Annotated in this window: 17 protein-coding genes; 11 read left to right on the forward strand and 6 right to left on the reverse strand. The window is 71.8% G+C overall.

Annotated features, from left to right (window positions below; genetic code table 11):
• Nucleotides 1-17 precede the first annotated feature (17 nt).
• Genes AC0QSG_RS05885 through AC0QSG_RS05905 form a run of 5 tightly spaced genes read left to right on the forward strand, consistent with a single transcriptional unit; the run spans nt 18 to nt 5,337 of the window.
• Nucleotides 18-1,172: a DUF7847 domain-containing protein gene (locus tag AC0QSG_RS05885; protein ID WP_475376944.1), complete on the forward strand. Its 1,155-nt coding sequence runs from the start codon at nt 18-20 to the stop codon at nt 1,170-1,172.
• A 10-nt stretch (nt 1,173-1,182) separates the two neighbouring features.
• Nucleotides 1,183-1,863: a DUF4129 domain-containing protein gene (locus tag AC0QSG_RS05890; RefSeq protein ID WP_475376945.1), complete on the forward strand. Its 681-nt coding sequence runs from the start codon at nt 1,183-1,185 to the stop codon at nt 1,861-1,863.
• On the forward strand, nt 1,860-3,065 hold the full coding sequence (locus tag AC0QSG_RS05895; RefSeq protein WP_475376946.1) for a DUF4350 domain-containing protein: 1,206 nt from the start codon (nt 1,860-1,862) through the stop codon (nt 3,063-3,065). The genes AC0QSG_RS05890 and AC0QSG_RS05895 overlap by 4 nt, the downstream gene beginning before the upstream one ends.
• On the forward strand, nt 3,062-4,033 hold the full coding sequence (locus tag AC0QSG_RS05900; RefSeq protein ID WP_475376947.1) for an AAA family ATPase: 972 nt from the start codon (nt 3,062-3,064) through the stop codon (nt 4,031-4,033). Before AC0QSG_RS05895 ends, AC0QSG_RS05900 begins: the two co-directional genes overlap by 4 nt.
• A gap of 11 nt (nt 4,034-4,044) precedes the next feature.
• The gene (locus AC0QSG_RS05905; RefSeq protein ID WP_475376948.1) at nt 4,045-5,337 is read left to right on the forward strand and encodes a DUF58 domain-containing protein; all 1,293 of its coding nucleotides are present in this window, start codon (nt 4,045-4,047) and stop codon (nt 5,335-5,337) included.
• Nucleotides 5,338-5,376: 39 nt separating this feature from the next.
• Here AC0QSG_RS05905 and AC0QSG_RS05910 read toward each other — a convergent pair whose 3' ends face one another.
• The gene (locus AC0QSG_RS05910; protein WP_475376949.1) at nt 5,377-6,369 is read right to left on the reverse strand and encodes a uroporphyrinogen decarboxylase/cobalamine-independent methonine synthase family protein; all 993 of its coding nucleotides are present in this window, start codon (nt 6,367-6,369) and stop codon (nt 5,377-5,379) included.
• Nucleotides 6,370-6,398: 29 nt separating this feature from the next.
• Nucleotides 6,399-6,809, reverse strand: a complete 411-nt coding sequence (locus tag AC0QSG_RS05915) for a chorismate mutase (protein WP_435726496.1) — start codon at nt 6,807-6,809, stop codon at nt 6,399-6,401.
• Nucleotides 6,810-6,905: 96 nt separating this feature from the next.
• Here AC0QSG_RS05915 and AC0QSG_RS05920 point away from each other — a divergent pair, with 96 nt between their 5' ends.
• Nucleotides 6,906-7,268 (forward strand): hypothetical protein, encoded by a 363-nt coding sequence (locus tag AC0QSG_RS05920; RefSeq protein WP_435726495.1) that lies wholly within the window; start codon nt 6,906-6,908, stop codon nt 7,266-7,268.
• A gap of 25 nt (nt 7,269-7,293) precedes the next feature.
• On the opposite strand, the gene mnmA is transcribed toward AC0QSG_RS05920, so the two are convergent.
• The 3 genes from mnmA to AC0QSG_RS05935 all read right to left on the reverse strand — a co-directional run bounded on the left by mnmA (nt 7,294) and on the right by AC0QSG_RS05935 (nt 10,595).
• Complete coding sequence (gene mnmA, locus AC0QSG_RS05925; RefSeq protein ID WP_475376950.1) at nt 7,294-8,415, reverse strand: tRNA 2-thiouridine(34) synthase MnmA; 1,122 nt, start codon at nt 8,413-8,415, stop codon at nt 7,294-7,296.
• Complete coding sequence (locus AC0QSG_RS05930) at nt 8,412-9,650, reverse strand: cysteine desulfurase family protein (RefSeq protein WP_475376951.1); 1,239 nt, start codon at nt 9,648-9,650, stop codon at nt 8,412-8,414. Before AC0QSG_RS05930 ends, mnmA begins: the two co-directional genes overlap by 4 nt.
• 69 nt (nt 9,651-9,719) lie before the next feature.
• Nucleotides 9,720-10,595 carry a hypothetical protein gene (locus AC0QSG_RS05935; RefSeq protein ID WP_475376952.1) on the reverse strand — a complete coding sequence of 292 codons (876 nt, stop codon included), beginning with the start codon at nt 10,593-10,595 and terminating at the stop codon, nt 9,720-9,722.
• Nucleotides 10,596-10,676: 81 nt separating this feature from the next.
• Between AC0QSG_RS05935 and folP the strand changes: the two genes are divergently transcribed.
• The 5 genes from folP to AC0QSG_RS05960 all read left to right on the forward strand — a co-directional run bounded on the left by folP (nt 10,677) and on the right by AC0QSG_RS05960 (nt 14,624).
• Nucleotides 10,677-11,609, forward strand: coding sequence for a dihydropteroate synthase (folP, locus tag AC0QSG_RS05940; protein ID WP_435726596.1), 933 nt, complete (start codon nt 10,677-10,679; stop codon nt 11,607-11,609).
• A gap of 9 nt (nt 11,610-11,618) precedes the next feature.
• Nucleotides 11,619-12,392 carry a pyrimidine reductase family protein gene (locus tag AC0QSG_RS05945; protein WP_475376953.1) on the forward strand — a complete coding sequence of 258 codons (774 nt, stop codon included), beginning with the start codon at nt 11,619-11,621 and terminating at the stop codon, nt 12,390-12,392.
• A 143-nt stretch (nt 12,393-12,535) separates the two neighbouring features.
• Nucleotides 12,536-13,462 carry a J domain-containing protein gene (locus tag AC0QSG_RS05950; RefSeq protein ID WP_475376954.1) on the forward strand — a complete coding sequence of 309 codons (927 nt, stop codon included), beginning with the start codon at nt 12,536-12,538 and terminating at the stop codon, nt 13,460-13,462.
• A 46-nt stretch (nt 13,463-13,508) separates the two neighbouring features.
• Complete coding sequence (locus AC0QSG_RS05955) at nt 13,509-13,985, forward strand: tRNA (cytidine(34)-2'-O)-methyltransferase (protein WP_435726489.1); 477 nt, start codon at nt 13,509-13,511, stop codon at nt 13,983-13,985.
• A 93-nt stretch (nt 13,986-14,078) separates the two neighbouring features.
• A complete protein-coding gene (locus AC0QSG_RS05960) occupies nt 14,079-14,624 on the forward strand; it encodes an anti-sigma factor (RefSeq protein WP_475376955.1) in 546 nt (181 codons plus the stop codon).
• 39 nt (nt 14,625-14,663) lie between these two features.
• Here AC0QSG_RS05960 and AC0QSG_RS05965 read toward each other — a convergent pair whose 3' ends face one another.
• A complete protein-coding gene (locus AC0QSG_RS05965; protein WP_435726487.1) occupies nt 14,664-15,419 on the reverse strand; it encodes a PIG-L deacetylase family protein in 756 nt (251 codons plus the stop codon).
• Nucleotide 15,420 lies beyond the last annotated feature (1 nt).

Here is a 15,420-nt window from a genome sequence, read left to right on the forward strand (position 1 = left end):
ATGGGGGAACCAGAGCCATGACGCAGCAACCGACCAACCCCTACGGCGAGTCCACGCCGCAGCAGGGCTGGGCGCCGCCCGCCCCGAATGCGTGGGGCCGGCCGTTTGCCGATCCCCACGCGGCGCACCCGGGCGGTCCCCCGCCCGGGCGCCACGGCTATTCGCCGCCGCCGAAGCCGGGCGTGGTGCCGTTGCGTCCGTTGGGCCTCGGCGACATGCTGGACGGAGCCTTCCGGTCGGTCCGGCGGAACGCCGGCGCCACTCTGGGTCCGTCCGTCCTGCTCCAGTTACTGTGCGGCGTGTTCATCGCGGCGCTGGGCGCACCCCTCTTTTCCGTGATGATGGCTCCGGAGGCGCTCGCCGGAGCCGCTCCCGACGACGCGGCGCTGGTGGGACCACTGATCCTGTTCGTGGTCGGAATCCTGGCGGCGGGGATCCTGTCCGGGGCTTTCCTCGTGTTTATCCAGGGCATGGTGACCGTTCCGGTGCTGCGTGCCACGCTGAACCTTCGGACGCCCCTGGGCCGCGCGTTGGCGTTGGCCCGGCCGGCGCTCGGCAGGCTCGTCGTCCTCGGCCTGCTCTGGGCGGCGGCCGGCCTCGTCGCCACCGCGCTTTTCGTGGGGGTGGTCGTCCTGGCCGTCGCGGTGGGCGACGCGGCCATCGGCATCCCGATCGTCGTCCTGGTGCTGCTCGGCCTGCTGGCGACGGGAATCTGGATCACCGTCCGGCTCTCGCTGTCCGCCCATGCGCTGGTCATCGAGAACCTGGGCGTGTTCGCTTCGATGGGTCGCTCCTGGAACCTGGTCCGGTCCAGCTGGTGGCGCTGCCTCGGCATCCTGCTGCTGACCGGATTGATCGTGAGCATCGCGACCAGCCTGATCACGACGCCGGTCAGTTTCGCGACCGGCCTGACCGGTGGCATCGTCTCCCCGGAGGACCCCGGTGCGCTGTCCGCCCTGGTCGGAAACCTAACCGTCGTCATGACGCTGCTCGGCGCCGTGGCGGCCGGCCTGGGGTTCGCGTACCAGTGCGCCGTTTCGTCCCTGCTCTACACCGACCTGCGCATCAGGGGCGAGGGATTCGACCTTGCCCTGCTGGACGAATTCGAATCGGGCACCGACCACGGTCTGCCCGGCGGCGGCGCGGCGGCCGCCGGACCCGGCGCGCGTTAGGGACACGCACGTGCCTGCCAGCGGGACCACGCCGACCGGTGCCTACGAACCTACCCTCGACGAGGCGCGCGGCGAGTTGGCCCGCGAGCTGGCGCGCCGCGAATACTCGGACGCGCTTCCGACCCCGGTCCTTGAGTTCCTCGAGTCGGCATGGCGGTCGTTCACGGACTGGCTCGCGGGCCTCGAGTCGCTCCGGCCAGGCCTGGGCGTCACCGTTTTGATGGTGGCGGGCGTGGCCGTCGCGATCGCCTCCGTGCTACTGGCGCGGCCACGCCTGGCAGGCCGGGCGACTCCGGTCGACGCCGACGTCGAGCTCGGCCTGGACAGTGCGATGTCGGCCCGGGACTATCGGGAACTCGCCGCCGTGGCGGCCGGGAACCGCGAGTGGGCGACCGCCTGCCTGCAGCGTTTCCGTGCGATGGTCAGGCGGGTCGAGGAACGGACGTTCCTGGACGAAAACCCCGGACGCACCGCGTACGAGGCTTCGGACCGCCTGGGACTTCTCTTTCCCACCGAGGCGGACGCACTGGGATGGGCCGCCGGCCTGTTCAATGCCATCCACTACGGAAACCATGGAGCCGATATCGGCGACTGGCGCAGGATCGACGAGCTCGAGCGCCGGCTCGCCGCCGCCACGGCCGCGGGATCCGGCGACGGGACGCAGCCCCACCCCCTGCAGGCTCCGCGGTGAGCGCCGCCGTGACCGGCGCGGCCGCGGACGGCAGGCGCACCGAGCGCGCCGCCACGCCGGAGAGCGCCTCCCGCATGTGGCGTCGGCTCTGGCTGCGCTGGCGGCTCTGGCTGGCCATCGGCGCCGTCGCATGCCTCGTCGGGGTGTTCTACGCCGTGTCCGGGCACGACGGGGACCGCCGTGTCCTCGGTCCGGACAACGCGGCCCCCGAGGGGGCCCTGGCCGTGGTTCGCGTCCTGGCGGGAAACGGAGTCCACGTGGCGGTTCCCGATTCGCTCGATGCCGCCCTCGCCATGGCCGCCGACGGCGCAGGCGCCACGCTGCTGCTCCACGATCCGGAGTCCATCCTCGACGCCGGGCAACTCGGCCGGTTGTCGGCCGCGGCCGACCGCACCGTGCTCGTCGAGCCGGGGTTCGAACAACTGCGTCCCTTCACCGACCGCATCCGCCCCGCTGGACCGGTCCGCGACGGCACGCCATCGCCCGTGGAGGCGAGTTGCGCGGCGCCCTTCGCCGCGCAGGCGGCGGGCGTGGCCGCGGGCGGAAGGACCTACACGGGCGGTTCGGGCTGCTACGGCCATGCGCGGGCGGGCGGCACGGCGCACTCGGTGGCCTCGGACGGCCGCACCACCGTCCTTGGGCACACGGCGTTCCTGGACAACGCCAACGTCTTGGCGCAGGGGCATGCGGCACTGGCACTCTGGACGCTCGGTGCCGAGCCGACTCTCGTCTGGTACCAGCCCACCGTGACCGACCTGGCGACCCACGGGACCCCGGCGTCGCCCTTTGAACTCCTCCCCGGCTGGTTCGGGCCCGCGGCGACCTGGCTGATGCTGTTCGGCGTCGTCGCCGTGCTGTGGCGGGCCCGGCGCGACGGGCCGCTGGTGGTGGAGCCGCTCCCCGTCGTCGTGCCGGCCGCCGAGACGGCCGAGGGGCGCGCGCGCCTCTACCAGGACTCCCGCGCCGTCGCCGCGGCCACGGCCAGCCTGCGTTCGGCCTCGCTCACCCGGATGTCCCACCACCTCGGACTGGGCCGCGGCGCCACCACGGAAATGGTGGTCGCCACGCTGGCCCGGGCCGGCCATCGCACCGACGCGGAACTCCACCGGCTCCTCCGCCCCTCCGCCGTCACCACCGAGAGGCAACTCGTCGCGTGGGCCAACGAACTACACACCCTCGAACAGGAGATCGGAATCCCGTGAGCCAGCAAGTCCAAGACCCCGTCCGTGCACGCCAGGCCCTCCTCGACGTCCGCGGCGAGGTCGCCAAGGCCGTCGTCGGTCAGGACGCCACCGTCACGGGGCTGCTCATCGCGCTCCTGGCCCAGGGCCACGTCCTGTTGGAGGGCGTACCCGGGGTGGCCAAGACGCTCCTGGTCCGTTCTCTGTCCGCCGCCTTGGGCCTGGACACCAAGCGCGTGCAGTTCACGCCGGACCTGATGCCCGGCGACGTCACCGGCTCCCTGGTCTACGACCAGAACTCCGCGGACTTCAGCTTCCGGGAAGGCCCGGTGTTCACGAACATCCTGCTGGCAGACGAGATCAACCGGACTCCCCCGAAAACCCAGGCCTCGCTCCTGGAAGCCATGGAGGAGCGGCAGGTCAGCGCCGACGGGGTCACCCGTCCACTCCCGGAACCGTTCATCGTGGCCGCCACGCAGAACCCCGTGGAGTACGAGGGGACCTATCCGCTGCCCGAGGCCCAGCTGGATCGCTTCCTGCTGAAACTGACCATGGACCTTCCGCCCCGCGAGGACGAGATCGAGATCGTCCGCCGGCACAGCGAGGGGTTCGACCCGCGCGATCTGCGCGGAGCCGGCGTGACCCCGGTGGCGTCCGCCGCCGACCTCGGCGAGGCCCGCGCGGCAGTCCGCGGGGTCACCGTCTCCCCCGAGGTCCTCGGCTACATCGTGGACCTTGTCCGGGCGACCCGGAACGCCCCCAGCTTCCATTTGGGGGTCTCCCCACGCGGCGCCACGGCGCTGCTGAACACCTCACGCGCCTGGGCGTGGTTGAGCGGACGCGATTTCGTGTCGCCCGACGACGTCAAGGTGCTCGCGCTGCCGTGCCTTCGCCACCGCGTGGCCCTCCGGCCCGAGGCCCAGATGGACGGCGTCGCCGCGGACGACGTCCTCCGGTCGATACTCGCGACCGTCCCGGTTCCGCGCTAGGAGCGCCCACCGTGGCCCTGACCCCGCGTTTCGTCTGGCTCTTCCTCGCCGGGCTGGTGCCCGTGGTGCTGTTCCCGTCGTCCGGGACGGTGGTGCTGGTCGCATGCTGCCTCGCGGCGCTGGCACTGGCCGACGTGCTGCTGGCGCCGTCGCCGCGCCGGGTGACGATCGAGCGTTCCCTTCCGCGCAGCGTGCGCCTCGGCGAGGCGGCCGCTTCGCGGCTGCTGGTGACGAACAACGGACGACGCCGGATGCGCGGGCAGGTGCGCGAGGGGTGGCAGCCGTCCGCGGGGGCGGCGCCCGCGCGCTTCGAACTGGTCCTGCCGCCGGGCGAGCGGCGGGTCTTCGAGACCGGGCTGCTGCCGCGGCGCCGCGGCGACCTGTCCGTCCACCACACCACCATCCGCAGCCGGGGACCGCTGGGGCTGGCCTGGCGCCAACTCACGCACCCGACCCCGGGCACGCTACGCGTGCTGCCGCCCTTCCACGCAAAGCGGCACCTCCCCTCCAAGCTCCGCCGCCTGCGGGAACTGGACGGCCGCGCCGCCATCCAGGTCCGCGGGGCCGGCACCGAGTTCGATTCGCTGCGCGACTACGTGCGGGGGGACGACGTGCGATCCATCGACTGGCGGGCGAGCGCGCGGCGGCAGAACGTCGTCGTGCGGACGTGGCGTCCGGAACGCGACCGCCGCGTCGTGATCGTGCTGGACACCTCCAGGACATCTGCCGCCCGCATCGCCGACGAACCGAGGCTGGACACCGGCATCGAGGCGGCCCTGCTGCTGGCGGTGCTCGCCGAGCGCGGCGGCGACCGGGTGGATTTCCTGGCCTACGACCGCCGCGTGCGGGCCCGCGTCGAGTCGGCGGCCCGGGGAAACCTGCTGACCCAGCTGGTGGACGCCATGGCGGCGCTGGAGCCCGAACTGATCGAGGCCGACTGGTCCCGGATTCCGGGCCAGATTCGCCTGGTCTCCAGCCACCGCTCACTGGTGGTGCTGCTGACCTCGCTGGACTCGGGGGCCGTCGAGGAGGGCCTGCTGCCGGTGTTGCCCGCGTTGACGGCGCAGCACGTGGTGGTCATCGCCGCGGTCAGGGATCCGGAGCTGGAGCACCGGCGCGCGGAGCTGGGCTCCGCACCCGGCGTCTACCGCGCGGCCGCGGCGGAACGCGCCCTGCAGCAGCGCGAAGCCCTCAAGGAGGAGCTGCGTTCCCACGGCGCCGAGGTGGTGGACGCGGGACCGCTCGAACTGCCGCCGGCTCTGGCGGACACGTATATCCGCCTCAAGGCCACGGGACGGCTGTAGGCTGCGCGGTTTGGTGGCTAAGGCTGCGCCGTTTGGTGGCTAAGCCTCCGCGAGCACCTGGTTGAGGGCGTCCGCCGTCTGCGTCAGCCGCGTGAGGATCGTCCGCACCGCGGCGGGTTTCGCGTCGGCCAGTCCGCCGGTGGGCAAGAGTGTCAACGTCTCCAGGGTTCCCTGCTCGAGGCCGAGTTCGCGCCAGGGACGGAGGATGCGCTCCACCGCCCGAACCACCATGGGCGGTTCCTTCGATGGATCCAGCAATCCCAGCCAAAGTTGGCCGCCGGATTCGACGAGTCCCGCCGCGCGCTCCCACGCGCGTCCGTCCAGGGTGCCGATGGGCAGGCAGATGCCATCCGATGCGGCCGCCGCCACGGCGTCGAACACGGTGTTGACATCAGCGGAGCGCGGTTCCGCCTTGAGGACGACGGCGGACGCGCCGGCGCCGCGGAGCGACTCGACGAGGAGCGACCATGCGTTCGTCACCTCGTTGCGCGGCACCGAGCGGAGCGTCCGGTATCCGCTTGCGGTCCGGACCGATCCGTTCAGGACATCCGAGATGCCCGGCTCCTCCATGACGACCGTGATCTTCCGGCGGCCGCTGGTCCTCATGACGTCGCGGACGTGGTCGGCGGATCCCGCCGCCAGCGACTCGGCGACATCGCGGCGTGCGCCCGCATCCGAGAGCGCGCGTTCGCCGTGGTGCAGGTAGAGGTCCCTGGCCATGGCCAACGGACCGCGGATCTGGATCTTGAGGCCCTGCCCGGGGTTTTCCTCCGCGCCCACCACGTCCGCCAGCACGTTGAGGTCCGTGGACAGAGCCGAGACGGCCCGTCGGTGGTCCTGTCCCGGACGATCCACGATTCTCCAGCCGAAGGGCTGGACGTCGACGTATAGCCCCTCAAGCATGGCCGCGCTGCGTCCGACGTCGTCCGATCCGACGCCGCGATCCGGGAGCTGGACAAGGTGCGGAAGGTTCGGCTCCCCCAGTTCGCCGCGCACGATCCGCGTCGCCTCCACCGGGTCGACGCCGGGCATGGGCCCGTGGGCGGTGGCGCGGACGCCGGTCAGGATGCCTCGCCCCGATCCGGCGCATGCGACTCCGAGATCGCCTGGTGGTGCCTGATGACCTCGCTGATGATGAAGTTCAGGAACTTCTCGGCGAATGCGGGATCGAGCTGCGCCTCCTCGGCCAGCCGTCGCAGGCGGGCGATCTGCGCGACCTCCCGGCCGGGATCCGCCGCGGGAAGCTGGTGTCGGGCCTTGAGGTAGCCCACCCGCTGCGTCGCCTTGAACCGCTCGGCCAGCAAATACACGAGTGTGGCGTCGATGTTGTCGATGCTGCCGCGGACGGACAACAGCTCCTCCATCACGGCCTGGTCGATGTCGCCCCGGAGGGAGCTCGCGGACGGATCGTAGTCGGGCGTCGCGGCGGCGGCGGTGTCCGCGGCGTCGCCCGTTTCCAGCTGGTCGCTCATGCCTGCAAGTCTAGTGGCCGCCCCGGACCGTCCCGACCCCTGTTACGCCGCCGGGCATGACGTCCCGACGCCGCGCGTCGCCTATGGTTAAGGGCCATGATGACTCGACGCGACGCGGCCATTGCCCTCGATATACCGCTGGAAATGGCCCAGCGCCACGGAATCCCCTCGCGGCTGGGCGAGGACGAGCTCGCGGCCATTCTGGCGGAACCGCCCGCGTGGCTTGTCCAGTCGCGTGCCAACCGCCAGGGAAAGCGCCCGGTGTGGGTCCATCTGACCTGTGAGGTGTGCGGCTATTCGGAGGCGGCGCGGCCCAAGAAATGGTGGCCCGAATTCGATTTCGTCCACTGCGCGGACCACTCGCCGCGGGAACTGCCCGCCGTCGCGGAAGGCCGCGTGCGCTGCGAATACGAAGAGATCGGCACCCGCATGACCGGCGTGGTCGACGAATCCGTCTAACGGGGTTCCCCGCGCGCGAACCGCGTTAGGAGACGGCCGCGGGATCCCACGCCAGACTGCGCGCGGTGTCGATCGTCGCCTGGCCCAGGACCCGCGTCCCCTGGTAGAGGACCATGGTTTGTCCCGGCGCCACTCCGCGTAGCGGTCCGTTGAGGTCCACCACCAGTTCCGCGCCCTCGACCACCGCGGTGGCCGGGACGGGGTCCGCGTGGGCGCGGACCTGCACCATGCATTCGAACCTGTCGCCAGACACCGCGGCGTCGATGGGCAGTCCGGCCCAGCTGACCTTGATGCCGCGCAACCGGTCGACCTCCAACAGCGCCTCCGGCCCCACGATGACCTGGTTCTCCTTGGGCCGGATCTCCAGCACGAAGCGCGGCTTCCCGTCGGCCGCCGGGCGGCCGATCTTGAGTCCCTTGCGCTGTCCGACCGTGAATGCGTTGGCCCCCGGATGGCTCCCCAACGCATTGCCCTCGTGGTCGAGTATTTCGCCCTCGCTGAGGTCGATCCGCTCCTCGAGCCAGCCGCGCGTGTCCCCGTCCGGGATGAAGCAGATGTCGTGGCTGTCCGGCTTGTTGGCCACGGACAGCCCCCGGCTTTCCGCCTCGGCGCGAACCTCGGCCTTGGAGGGCGTCTCGGCCAGCGGGAACAGCGAATGCCTGAGCTGCTCGTGGGTCAGTACGCCCAACACGTAGGACTGGTCCTTCGCCCAGTCCGCGGCGCGGTGGAGCTCGCGGTTTCCGTCCGCGTCCTCGACGACCTTGGCGTAGTGCCCGGTGCAGACAGCGTCGAAACCGAGGGCGATCGCCTTCTCCAGCAGGGCGGCGAACTTGATGCGCTCGTTGCAGCGCATGCAGGGATTCGGCGTCCGGCCGGCGGCGTACTCGCTGATGAAGTCGTCGACGACGTCCTCCTTGAACCGCTCGGAGAAGTCCCAAACGTAGTACGGGATGCCCAGGACGTCGCACGCGCGCCACGCGTCGTTGGAGTCCTCCACCGTGCAGCAGCCGCGGCTGCCGGTGCGCAGGGTGCCCGGCATGCGGCTCAACGCCAGGTGGACGCCGACGACGTCGTGTCCGGCATCAACGGCGCGCGCCGCCGCCACCGCGGAGTCGACTCCGCCGCTCATCGCTGCCAATACCCTCATGCCGTAAATCCCGTTCCCGCCGTTTGTATGCTGCTCGGTCGTGCCGCCATGCCTGCCCGTTGGGCCCGTGCGTATGCCTCGGGCACGGCGGCCACCACGGTATCAACGTCCGCCGCCGTCGTTGTATGCCCGAGCGAGAAACGCTGCGCCCCGCGCGCGACGGCCTCTTCCAACCCCATGGCCAACAGGACGTGGCTCGGGCGCGGGACCCCGGCCGTGCAAGCGGACCCCGTGGAGGACTCCACGCCGAGCATATCCAGCACGAACAGCAGTGAATCGCCCTCGCACCCGGGGAACGTGAAGTGGGCGTTTCCCGGGAGTCGCGCCCCGGCATGCCCCGGGTCCCGGACGCCGCTGAGCCGTGCCTCCGGAACGGCCGCCAGGACGCCGTCGATCAGCCGGTCGCGCAGCCCGGCCAGCCGCTCGGACTCCGTGTCGAGTTCCGCGGCGGCGCCCCGCGCGGCCTCCGCGAACGCCGCCGCCGCCGCTGAATTCAGCGTTCCCGAACGCAGTGCGCGTTCGTGCCCGCCGCCGTGCTGCACGGGCGTCAGGACCACGTCGCGGCGCACGAACAGCGCACCGATGCCGACGGGTCCCCCGATCTTGTGCCCGCTGACCGCCATGGTCGCCAGGCCGCTGCGCCTGAAGTCGACGGGCACCGCAGTGAAGGCCTGCACCGCGTCGGAATGCACGGGGATGCCATGCTCGGCCGCCGCGCCCACGACCTCGTCGATGGGTTGCACGGTCCCCACCTCGTTGTTGGCCCACATCACCGCGACCAGCGCGACGGACGCCGGATCCCGGTCGATTTCCGCGCGCAAGACGTCCACGTCGACGCGTCCCTCACCGTCGACGGGCAGCCACACCGCCTCGGCGCCCTCGTGCGCCTGGAGCCATTCGACCGTATCCAGGACCGCGTGGTGTTCGACGGCGGAGCACAGGATGCGCACGCGCCGACCGTCCGCGCCGGAGCGGTTCCAGAAAAGTCCCTTGATCGCCAGGTTGTCCGCCTCGGTCCCGCCGGAGGTGAAGACCACCTCCGAGGAGTGCGCGCCGGCAGCGGCAGCGAGCCGTTCCCGCGCGTCCTCGACCACCCGGTGCGCCCGCCGGCCCGCGCCGTGCAGGGACGAGGGGTTGCCGGTGCTGCCCAACTCGCGCGTCATCGCGGCGAGCGCGGACGCCGCCATGGGCGTGGTCGCGGCATGGTCCACGTAGACGGGCTGGTTGGTGGGCATCCCCCGATTCTACCGACTGACCGGCGGCGCCGTCTTCCCGGCGGACTGTCCCCCGCGGCGCCGCCGGGACTACAGCATCGGCAACTCGGGTTTCGGATTAAGGGCGTCCCCGTCGGCGTCGAGCCGCGATCCCGCCTCCACGGCACGCACCTCGAGTTCCGGATGTTCGGCGAGCGCCGCCACCAGCGCGGCGCTGCCGCCCACGACGGTGCTGTCCTCGTAGAGTTCGGTCGACACCAGCCAGGCGTGGTCGGCCGGCCAGGCCAGGTTCGGCGCCTGCCGCTCCTCGAAGGCCGTTCCGCGTTTCCACAGGGGCCGCGCAAGGTCTTCGGCGGTCCCGGAGAAGACGAAGAACGCACGGTACCCGGCCGGCCCCAACTCCAGGAGGGGGCCGCCCAGCACGTCGGGGCCGAAGGCGGGCCGCTTGGCCTCCGCCTCCAGCGCCCGGTGGTGTTCCAGGCGCGCCTGCGCATCGCCGTCGGTCGCTTCCGCGCCTTCCTCCGCGGAGAGGATGGAGATCGCCTCGCCGCCGTGGATGAACGCGTATCCGTTCCACAGGGCCAGGTAGATCTCCGCGGGCGTTTCGGTGTGTCCGGCCAGGACGCCGGCGAGCGCGGCCAGATCCGGCTGGGGCAGGCCGTCGCCGGAGGGCGGATCGCCCTCCCACGCGTCTTCCGCCCAGGGGTGCCCGGATTCGTCCAGGCCCGAGACGGACGCGAACTGCGCCTCACCGTGGAGCCGCGTGCCCCGGCGCTCGGCTATTGCCGCCCATCGCACGGGGCGGCCGTCGCCGTCGAGCGCCGGGTGGAAGATCCTTGCGTAGGCCTCGAAGACTGCGGGGACCTGGCCGGCCACCGTGTCCCCCGCGTGCGGATCCCCCGCCGTTCCGGCCAGCGCGTCCACGATCCAGCGTCCGGGCCCGGGCCCGGCAAAGTCCAATGCCATGCATCCACCCTAGCGGCCGCCGGTTGGCGGCGGCTGCTGGTATGAATGGAGTAATCCGCCCGAAGGAGCCACGCCGTGAGCATGTACCTGCCGCAACTGTTGCACCCCGTGCACCACTTCGCGCACCGCACCATCGACTTTTCGCGCCGGGTCGCGCTCATGGCGATCGTCAACCGCACACCGGACAGCTTCTACGACGGCGGGGCCACCTTCGCGCTCGACGCCGCCGTCCGCGCGTGCCTGAAGGCGGTCGACGACGGGGCGGACTGGCTGGACATCGGCGGCGTCCCGTTCGCCCCCGGCCCCGCGCTGGGCTGGGAAGAGGAGGCGGAACGCGTGGTTCCGGTCATCGAAGCGGTCCGTTCCCGCTCCGACGTCGTGATCTCGGCGGACACGTTCCTTCCGGGCGTCGCCGCCGCAGCCATCGAAGCAGGCGCGGACGTCATCAACGACACCACGGGCCTGAGCCACCCGGAGCTGGGTTCGGTGGTCGCCGAACGCGGCGTGCACCTGGTGCTCACGCACTCCCTCGCCGCGCCACGGACGGTCTTCCCGCGACCGACCTACGGGGACGTCGTCACGGAGGTCCGCGACTACCTCGCGGAGAAGGTGGACGCGGCGCTGGGCCTCGGCGTCGCGGCCGACAGGCTGATCATCGATCCGGGCCACGACCTGAACAAGAACACCCGGCACACGCTGGAGATCACCCGGCGGTACGAGGAGATCGCGGCCCTGGGCTACCCGTCGCTCGCGGCGGTCTCCAACAAGGACTTCATCGGCGAGACGCTGGACCTCCCCAAGACGGAACGGCTCGCCGGGTCCCTCGCGGCCGCCACCATGTGCATGCTCAACGGGGCGCGGATCATCCGGATGCACAACGTACCGGAGGCGGCCTCCGCGGTCCGCCTGGTCGAGGCGGCCATGGGGTGGCGTGAGCCCGCCTACCTCCGGCACAACATGGGTGAGCTCAACGATCCGGCCCACCCGGCGCCAAGCGCCCCGCGTTTGGGCTAGGTTGGCCCCATGGTTCACCAGCCGACTCCGGGCTCCGCCCCACTGGACGACGACGCGCTTCTCGCCCTCTACGCCCCGCCACCGGGCGGCGAGATCTGGACGCGTTTCAACTTCGTGTCCACGCTCGACGGCGCGGCCACGCACGACGGCACGTCCGGGGAACTCGGCACGCCCGCGGACCAGCGGATCTTCGCCCTGTTGCGCCGGCATGCGGACACGATCCTCGTCGGCGCCGGCACGGTCCGCGCGGAAGGCTACGCGGGCGAATTGGTCGACGCCGCGGGGCAGTCCTGGCGGCGTCGGCGGGGCATGCCCGCCCACCCGGGCATCGCCGTCGTCTCCGCCGGCCTCGGGCTCGATCCAGCGGCGCCGTTCTTCACGGAGGCTCCGGTGCGCCCGGTCGTCCTGACCGCAGGGGAAGCGCCCGCGGACCGCAAGGCGGCGCTGGAGCGGGTCGCCGACGTCGTGCCCTGCGGCTCCGGACGCGTGGACCCCCGGCTCGCGGCGGCCGAACTGCTCCGTCGCGGACACCGGTGCATCCATTCCGAGGGCGGGCCCACGCTGTTCGCCGACTTCCAGGACGCGGACCTCGTGGACAGCCTGTGCCTGACGCTCAGCCCGCTGCTGGTCGGAGGGGATTCCCGCCGAATCGCCGACGGCGCGTCCGGCCATGCGCCGCGGCGGATGTCGCTGAACGTCCTGCTGGAGGAGGACGGCGCGCTCTTCCTCGAGTACCGCAAGGCGGGCGCCGCCACGCCCTCGGATCCGGGGCTCCGCGCCTGAGGCCGGAACGTTGCCGGCCGGCGCGTCGTTAACCCCGGAGGCACGACGCCCGGATCGACACATACCGGGGCTTGGGTAGGATTCGTTCGGCGGGTCGGCCCAAGCCGGGGCACCCGCGTGGCCACGCAAGCGAAAGGCAGCCGTTGGGGCAGGAACGCACGCACTACGAGGTTCTGGGCATCTCCCGGACCGCCAGCGTGGCCGAGGTCAAGTCCGCCTTCCGGCGGGCGGCGCGCGCCACGCACCCCGACCACGGCGGCGACGTCGCCGAATTCCGCCTGGTGTCGCTGGCGTACGAGACCCTCTCCGACACCGCGGCACGGGCCGCCTACGACCGCAGCTACGGCGGCGCCTCCGCCTACCGCCGGCCGTCGTCCGACGACGCCGCCTCCTACCGCGGCGATCCCGCCCCGACAGCCGGGCCCGCCCCGCAGAAGACCTCCGCAACCGCCCCGCCGCGGTACGTCCCGGCGTTCGAGCCCGGGACGGTGCCCGTGCTCGAACGGGCGGTCGCCGCACAACGCATCCACGGCGCGCCGCGCAAGCGCGGCATCTTCGGCGCGCAGGCCCGGCTGGCCCGCGAGGCCCGCACGGTCCAGCTACTCTCCGGCAACGTGCTCGAGGTGCTGCCCGCGGCCCGCCTCGTGAACGGGTTGCATTCCCCTGCCGACAACGGGCACCTGGACCACGCCGTGCTCGCCGGATACCGGCTGGCCCTCGTGGACTCGATGCTCCTCCCCCGCGGCGTCTACCGCTGGGACGGCGAGAGCCTGCTGCGCGACGGCAAGGGGATCACCCCGCCCCGGCTGGCACCGTCGGTGCGCAGGATGCAGGAGCTCTTCCCGGAGCTAAACGTGACCGGATGGACGGTCATCCACGCCCCCGACGGCAACCTCCACGAACCGGTGATCGACTACGCCCGCGGCGCGGATCCGTCGTCGTCGGCGAGCGTGCACGTGGTCAACGCGGCGAACCTGGTGCGCGAGCTGAAGATGTTCCTCGGGACCGGGCCCACGCCCAACGTCGTCGATGTGCCCGTCCTGGCCCGGCTCCTCGGCGGCATGTACTAGGACGGCCTCCTCGGGGCCACCGGCCGCTGGGCATAGGATGGCAACCGTGTTTCGCATCCTGTTCTTCGCGCCCGAGATCCCCGGCAACACCGGCAACGCCATCCGTTTGGCCGCCGTGACGGGGGCGGAGCTGCATCTGGTCGAGCCGCTGGGCTTCGACTTCGGCGACGCGAAGCTCCGGAGGGCCGGACTCGACTACCACGACCTGGCCCACGTCACCGTCCACGCCGACCTCGCCTCCGCCTGGGAGGCCCTGCTGCCGGGGCGCGTCTTCGCCTTCACGTCCGACGGCGAAGAGCTGTACACGGACATCTCCTACCGCCCCGGCGACATCCTGTTGTTCGGCCCGGAGTCCGTGGGACTTCCCGAGGAGGTCAAGGCGGACGCCCGCGTGACGCGGCGGGTGCGACTGCCCATGCAGCCGTCCCGCCGCTCGCTGAACCTGGCGAATGCGGCTTCCATCGCACTGTTCGAGGCCTGGCGGCAGAACGGTTTCGACGGTTCGGCCCCCAAACCCCACTAGCCGTGCCACCGGCACGCCCAACGGATCCGCCGGCCACCCTGGCCTAAGCTGGACCCGGATTCACCCCCACCGCAAAACCAAGGATTGAGGACCATGCGCCAGAGCGATTCCGCCGACGCCCGCGACTTCGACGACGAGCCCGAGGAGAACCTGGGCCTGAATCTGGTGGACGAGGTGGCCGAGCACCGGCCGCAGCGCCGGGCGGCACCGGTGCGCAAGTGGATGCTCCTCGTCGCGGCCGCCGTCGTCGCCGTCATCGGGGTGGTCAGCCTGTTCTCGGCGCTCGCCCCGCGCGACATGGCCTCCGAGGTCGACGGTGCGTCCGACCGCGCCGAACGCACCGTGGAAGTCCCCGGCGGCGGGATGGCAACCGTCGCGGTCTCGCCCTCCAACGACGCCGGTTCGGTCGCCGTGTCCGGGCTTCCCGCGCCGTCGCAGGGAACCACGTACCAGTTGTGGGTCGTGTCCGCGGAGACGGGCGCCCTCAGCTCCTTGGAGGTGGTCGAGGGCGTCGAGGCCACGGCCGGATTCCGCGGGCTGGACGACGTCCAGGGGGTGGCCCTGACGTCGGAGCCCGAGGGCGGCTCGGACAAGCCGAGTTCGGACCCCGTGGTGACCGTGGATCTGCCCACGCGGTAGCCGCCGGCCGGATTTCGTCGGCGTCCCGCCGGAACCGGGCTAGAACCCCGCGATGGTGTCCGCCGCGTTGACGGCGACGGTGTGGAAGGCCTCGGCCAGCCGCCCCTCCGGCAGCGAGCCGGCGGCCGCCTTGCGGCGCGAGTTCGTTTCGACGAAGGCCTCCATCCGGGCCACGTCCGGGTGCTGGGTCAGGTGCTGGCGCAGCGCCGAGAGCTTCTGGGCGAACGTGTCCGTGACGTCGACCCAGTGGTTGTCGCGGGACACTGGTCCACCATAGAGCCAGAGCCAGCCGAGTTTGTACGCGGCCAGACCCTCTGCCTCGAGTTCCGGGTAGGCGTAGGGGTTCTCGGCCGCGGGGTACACGGCCCGGGTCACGGCCTCGCCGCACGCGAGGTGGTCCGGGTGCGAACGTTGCAGCCGGTCCCAATCCCGTTCGGGGTGCATGGCCAGCACGACGTCGGGGCGCAGCCGCCTGATCAGCGCCACGACCTTCCGCTGCACCTCGTGGGACGGTTCCAGGTAGCCGTCGCGTTCGCCGAGGAAATGGACCGTCTCGACCCCGACGATTCCGGCGGCCAGCCGCTGCTCCTCGCGGCGCGTGGCGATGATCCGCTCTCGGTGCGCCGGATCGAACCCGCCGGCGTCGCCGTCGGTCATGATGCAGTACTGGACGTCGACGCCGGAGGCCGTCCACGCGGCCACGGTCCCGGACGCCCCGAAGTCGAGGTCGTCCGGGTGCGCGGCGAAACACAGGACCCGGCGGATCGGCTGGGTCCCCGGGTCGAACACGGGCACG

It is taken from the genome of Arthrobacter sp. LT660, assembly GCF_056172845.1.

What these genes read in the sequence shown, in the direction of transcription:
- AC0QSG_RS05910 (WP_475376949.1), bottom strand. Translation starts at nt 6,369, where the DNA reads ATGCCCGGCGTCGACCCGGTGGAGGCGACGCGGATCGTGCGCGGCGAA.
- folP (WP_435726596.1), top strand. Translation starts at nt 10,677, where the DNA reads ATGTACCTGCCGCAACTGTTGCACCCCGTGCACCACTTCGCGCACCGC.
- AC0QSG_RS05920 (WP_435726495.1), top strand. Translation starts at nt 6,906, where the DNA reads ATGATGACTCGACGCGACGCGGCCATTGCCCTCGATATACCGCTGGAA.
- AC0QSG_RS05930 (WP_475376951.1), bottom strand. Translation starts at nt 9,650, where the DNA reads ATGCCCACCAACCAGCCCGTCTACGTGGACCATGCCGCGACCACGCCC.
- AC0QSG_RS05885 (WP_475376944.1), top strand. Translation starts at nt 18, where the DNA reads ATGACGCAGCAACCGACCAACCCCTACGGCGAGTCCACGCCGCAGCAG.
- AC0QSG_RS05945 (WP_475376953.1), top strand. Translation starts at nt 11,619, where the DNA reads ATGGTTCACCAGCCGACTCCGGGCTCCGCCCCACTGGACGACGACGCG.
- mnmA (WP_475376950.1), bottom strand. Translation starts at nt 8,415, where the DNA reads ATGAGGGTATTGGCAGCGATGAGCGGCGGAGTCGACTCCGCGGTGGCG.
- AC0QSG_RS05915 (WP_435726496.1), bottom strand. Translation starts at nt 6,809, where the DNA reads ATGAGCGACCAGCTGGAAACGGGCGACGCCGCGGACACCGCCGCCGCC.
- AC0QSG_RS05960 (WP_475376955.1), top strand. Translation starts at nt 14,079, where the DNA reads ATGCGCCAGAGCGATTCCGCCGACGCCCGCGACTTCGACGACGAGCCC.
- AC0QSG_RS05935 (WP_475376952.1), bottom strand. Translation starts at nt 10,595, where the DNA reads ATGGCATTGGACTTTGCCGGGCCCGGGCCCGGACGCTGGATCGTGGAC.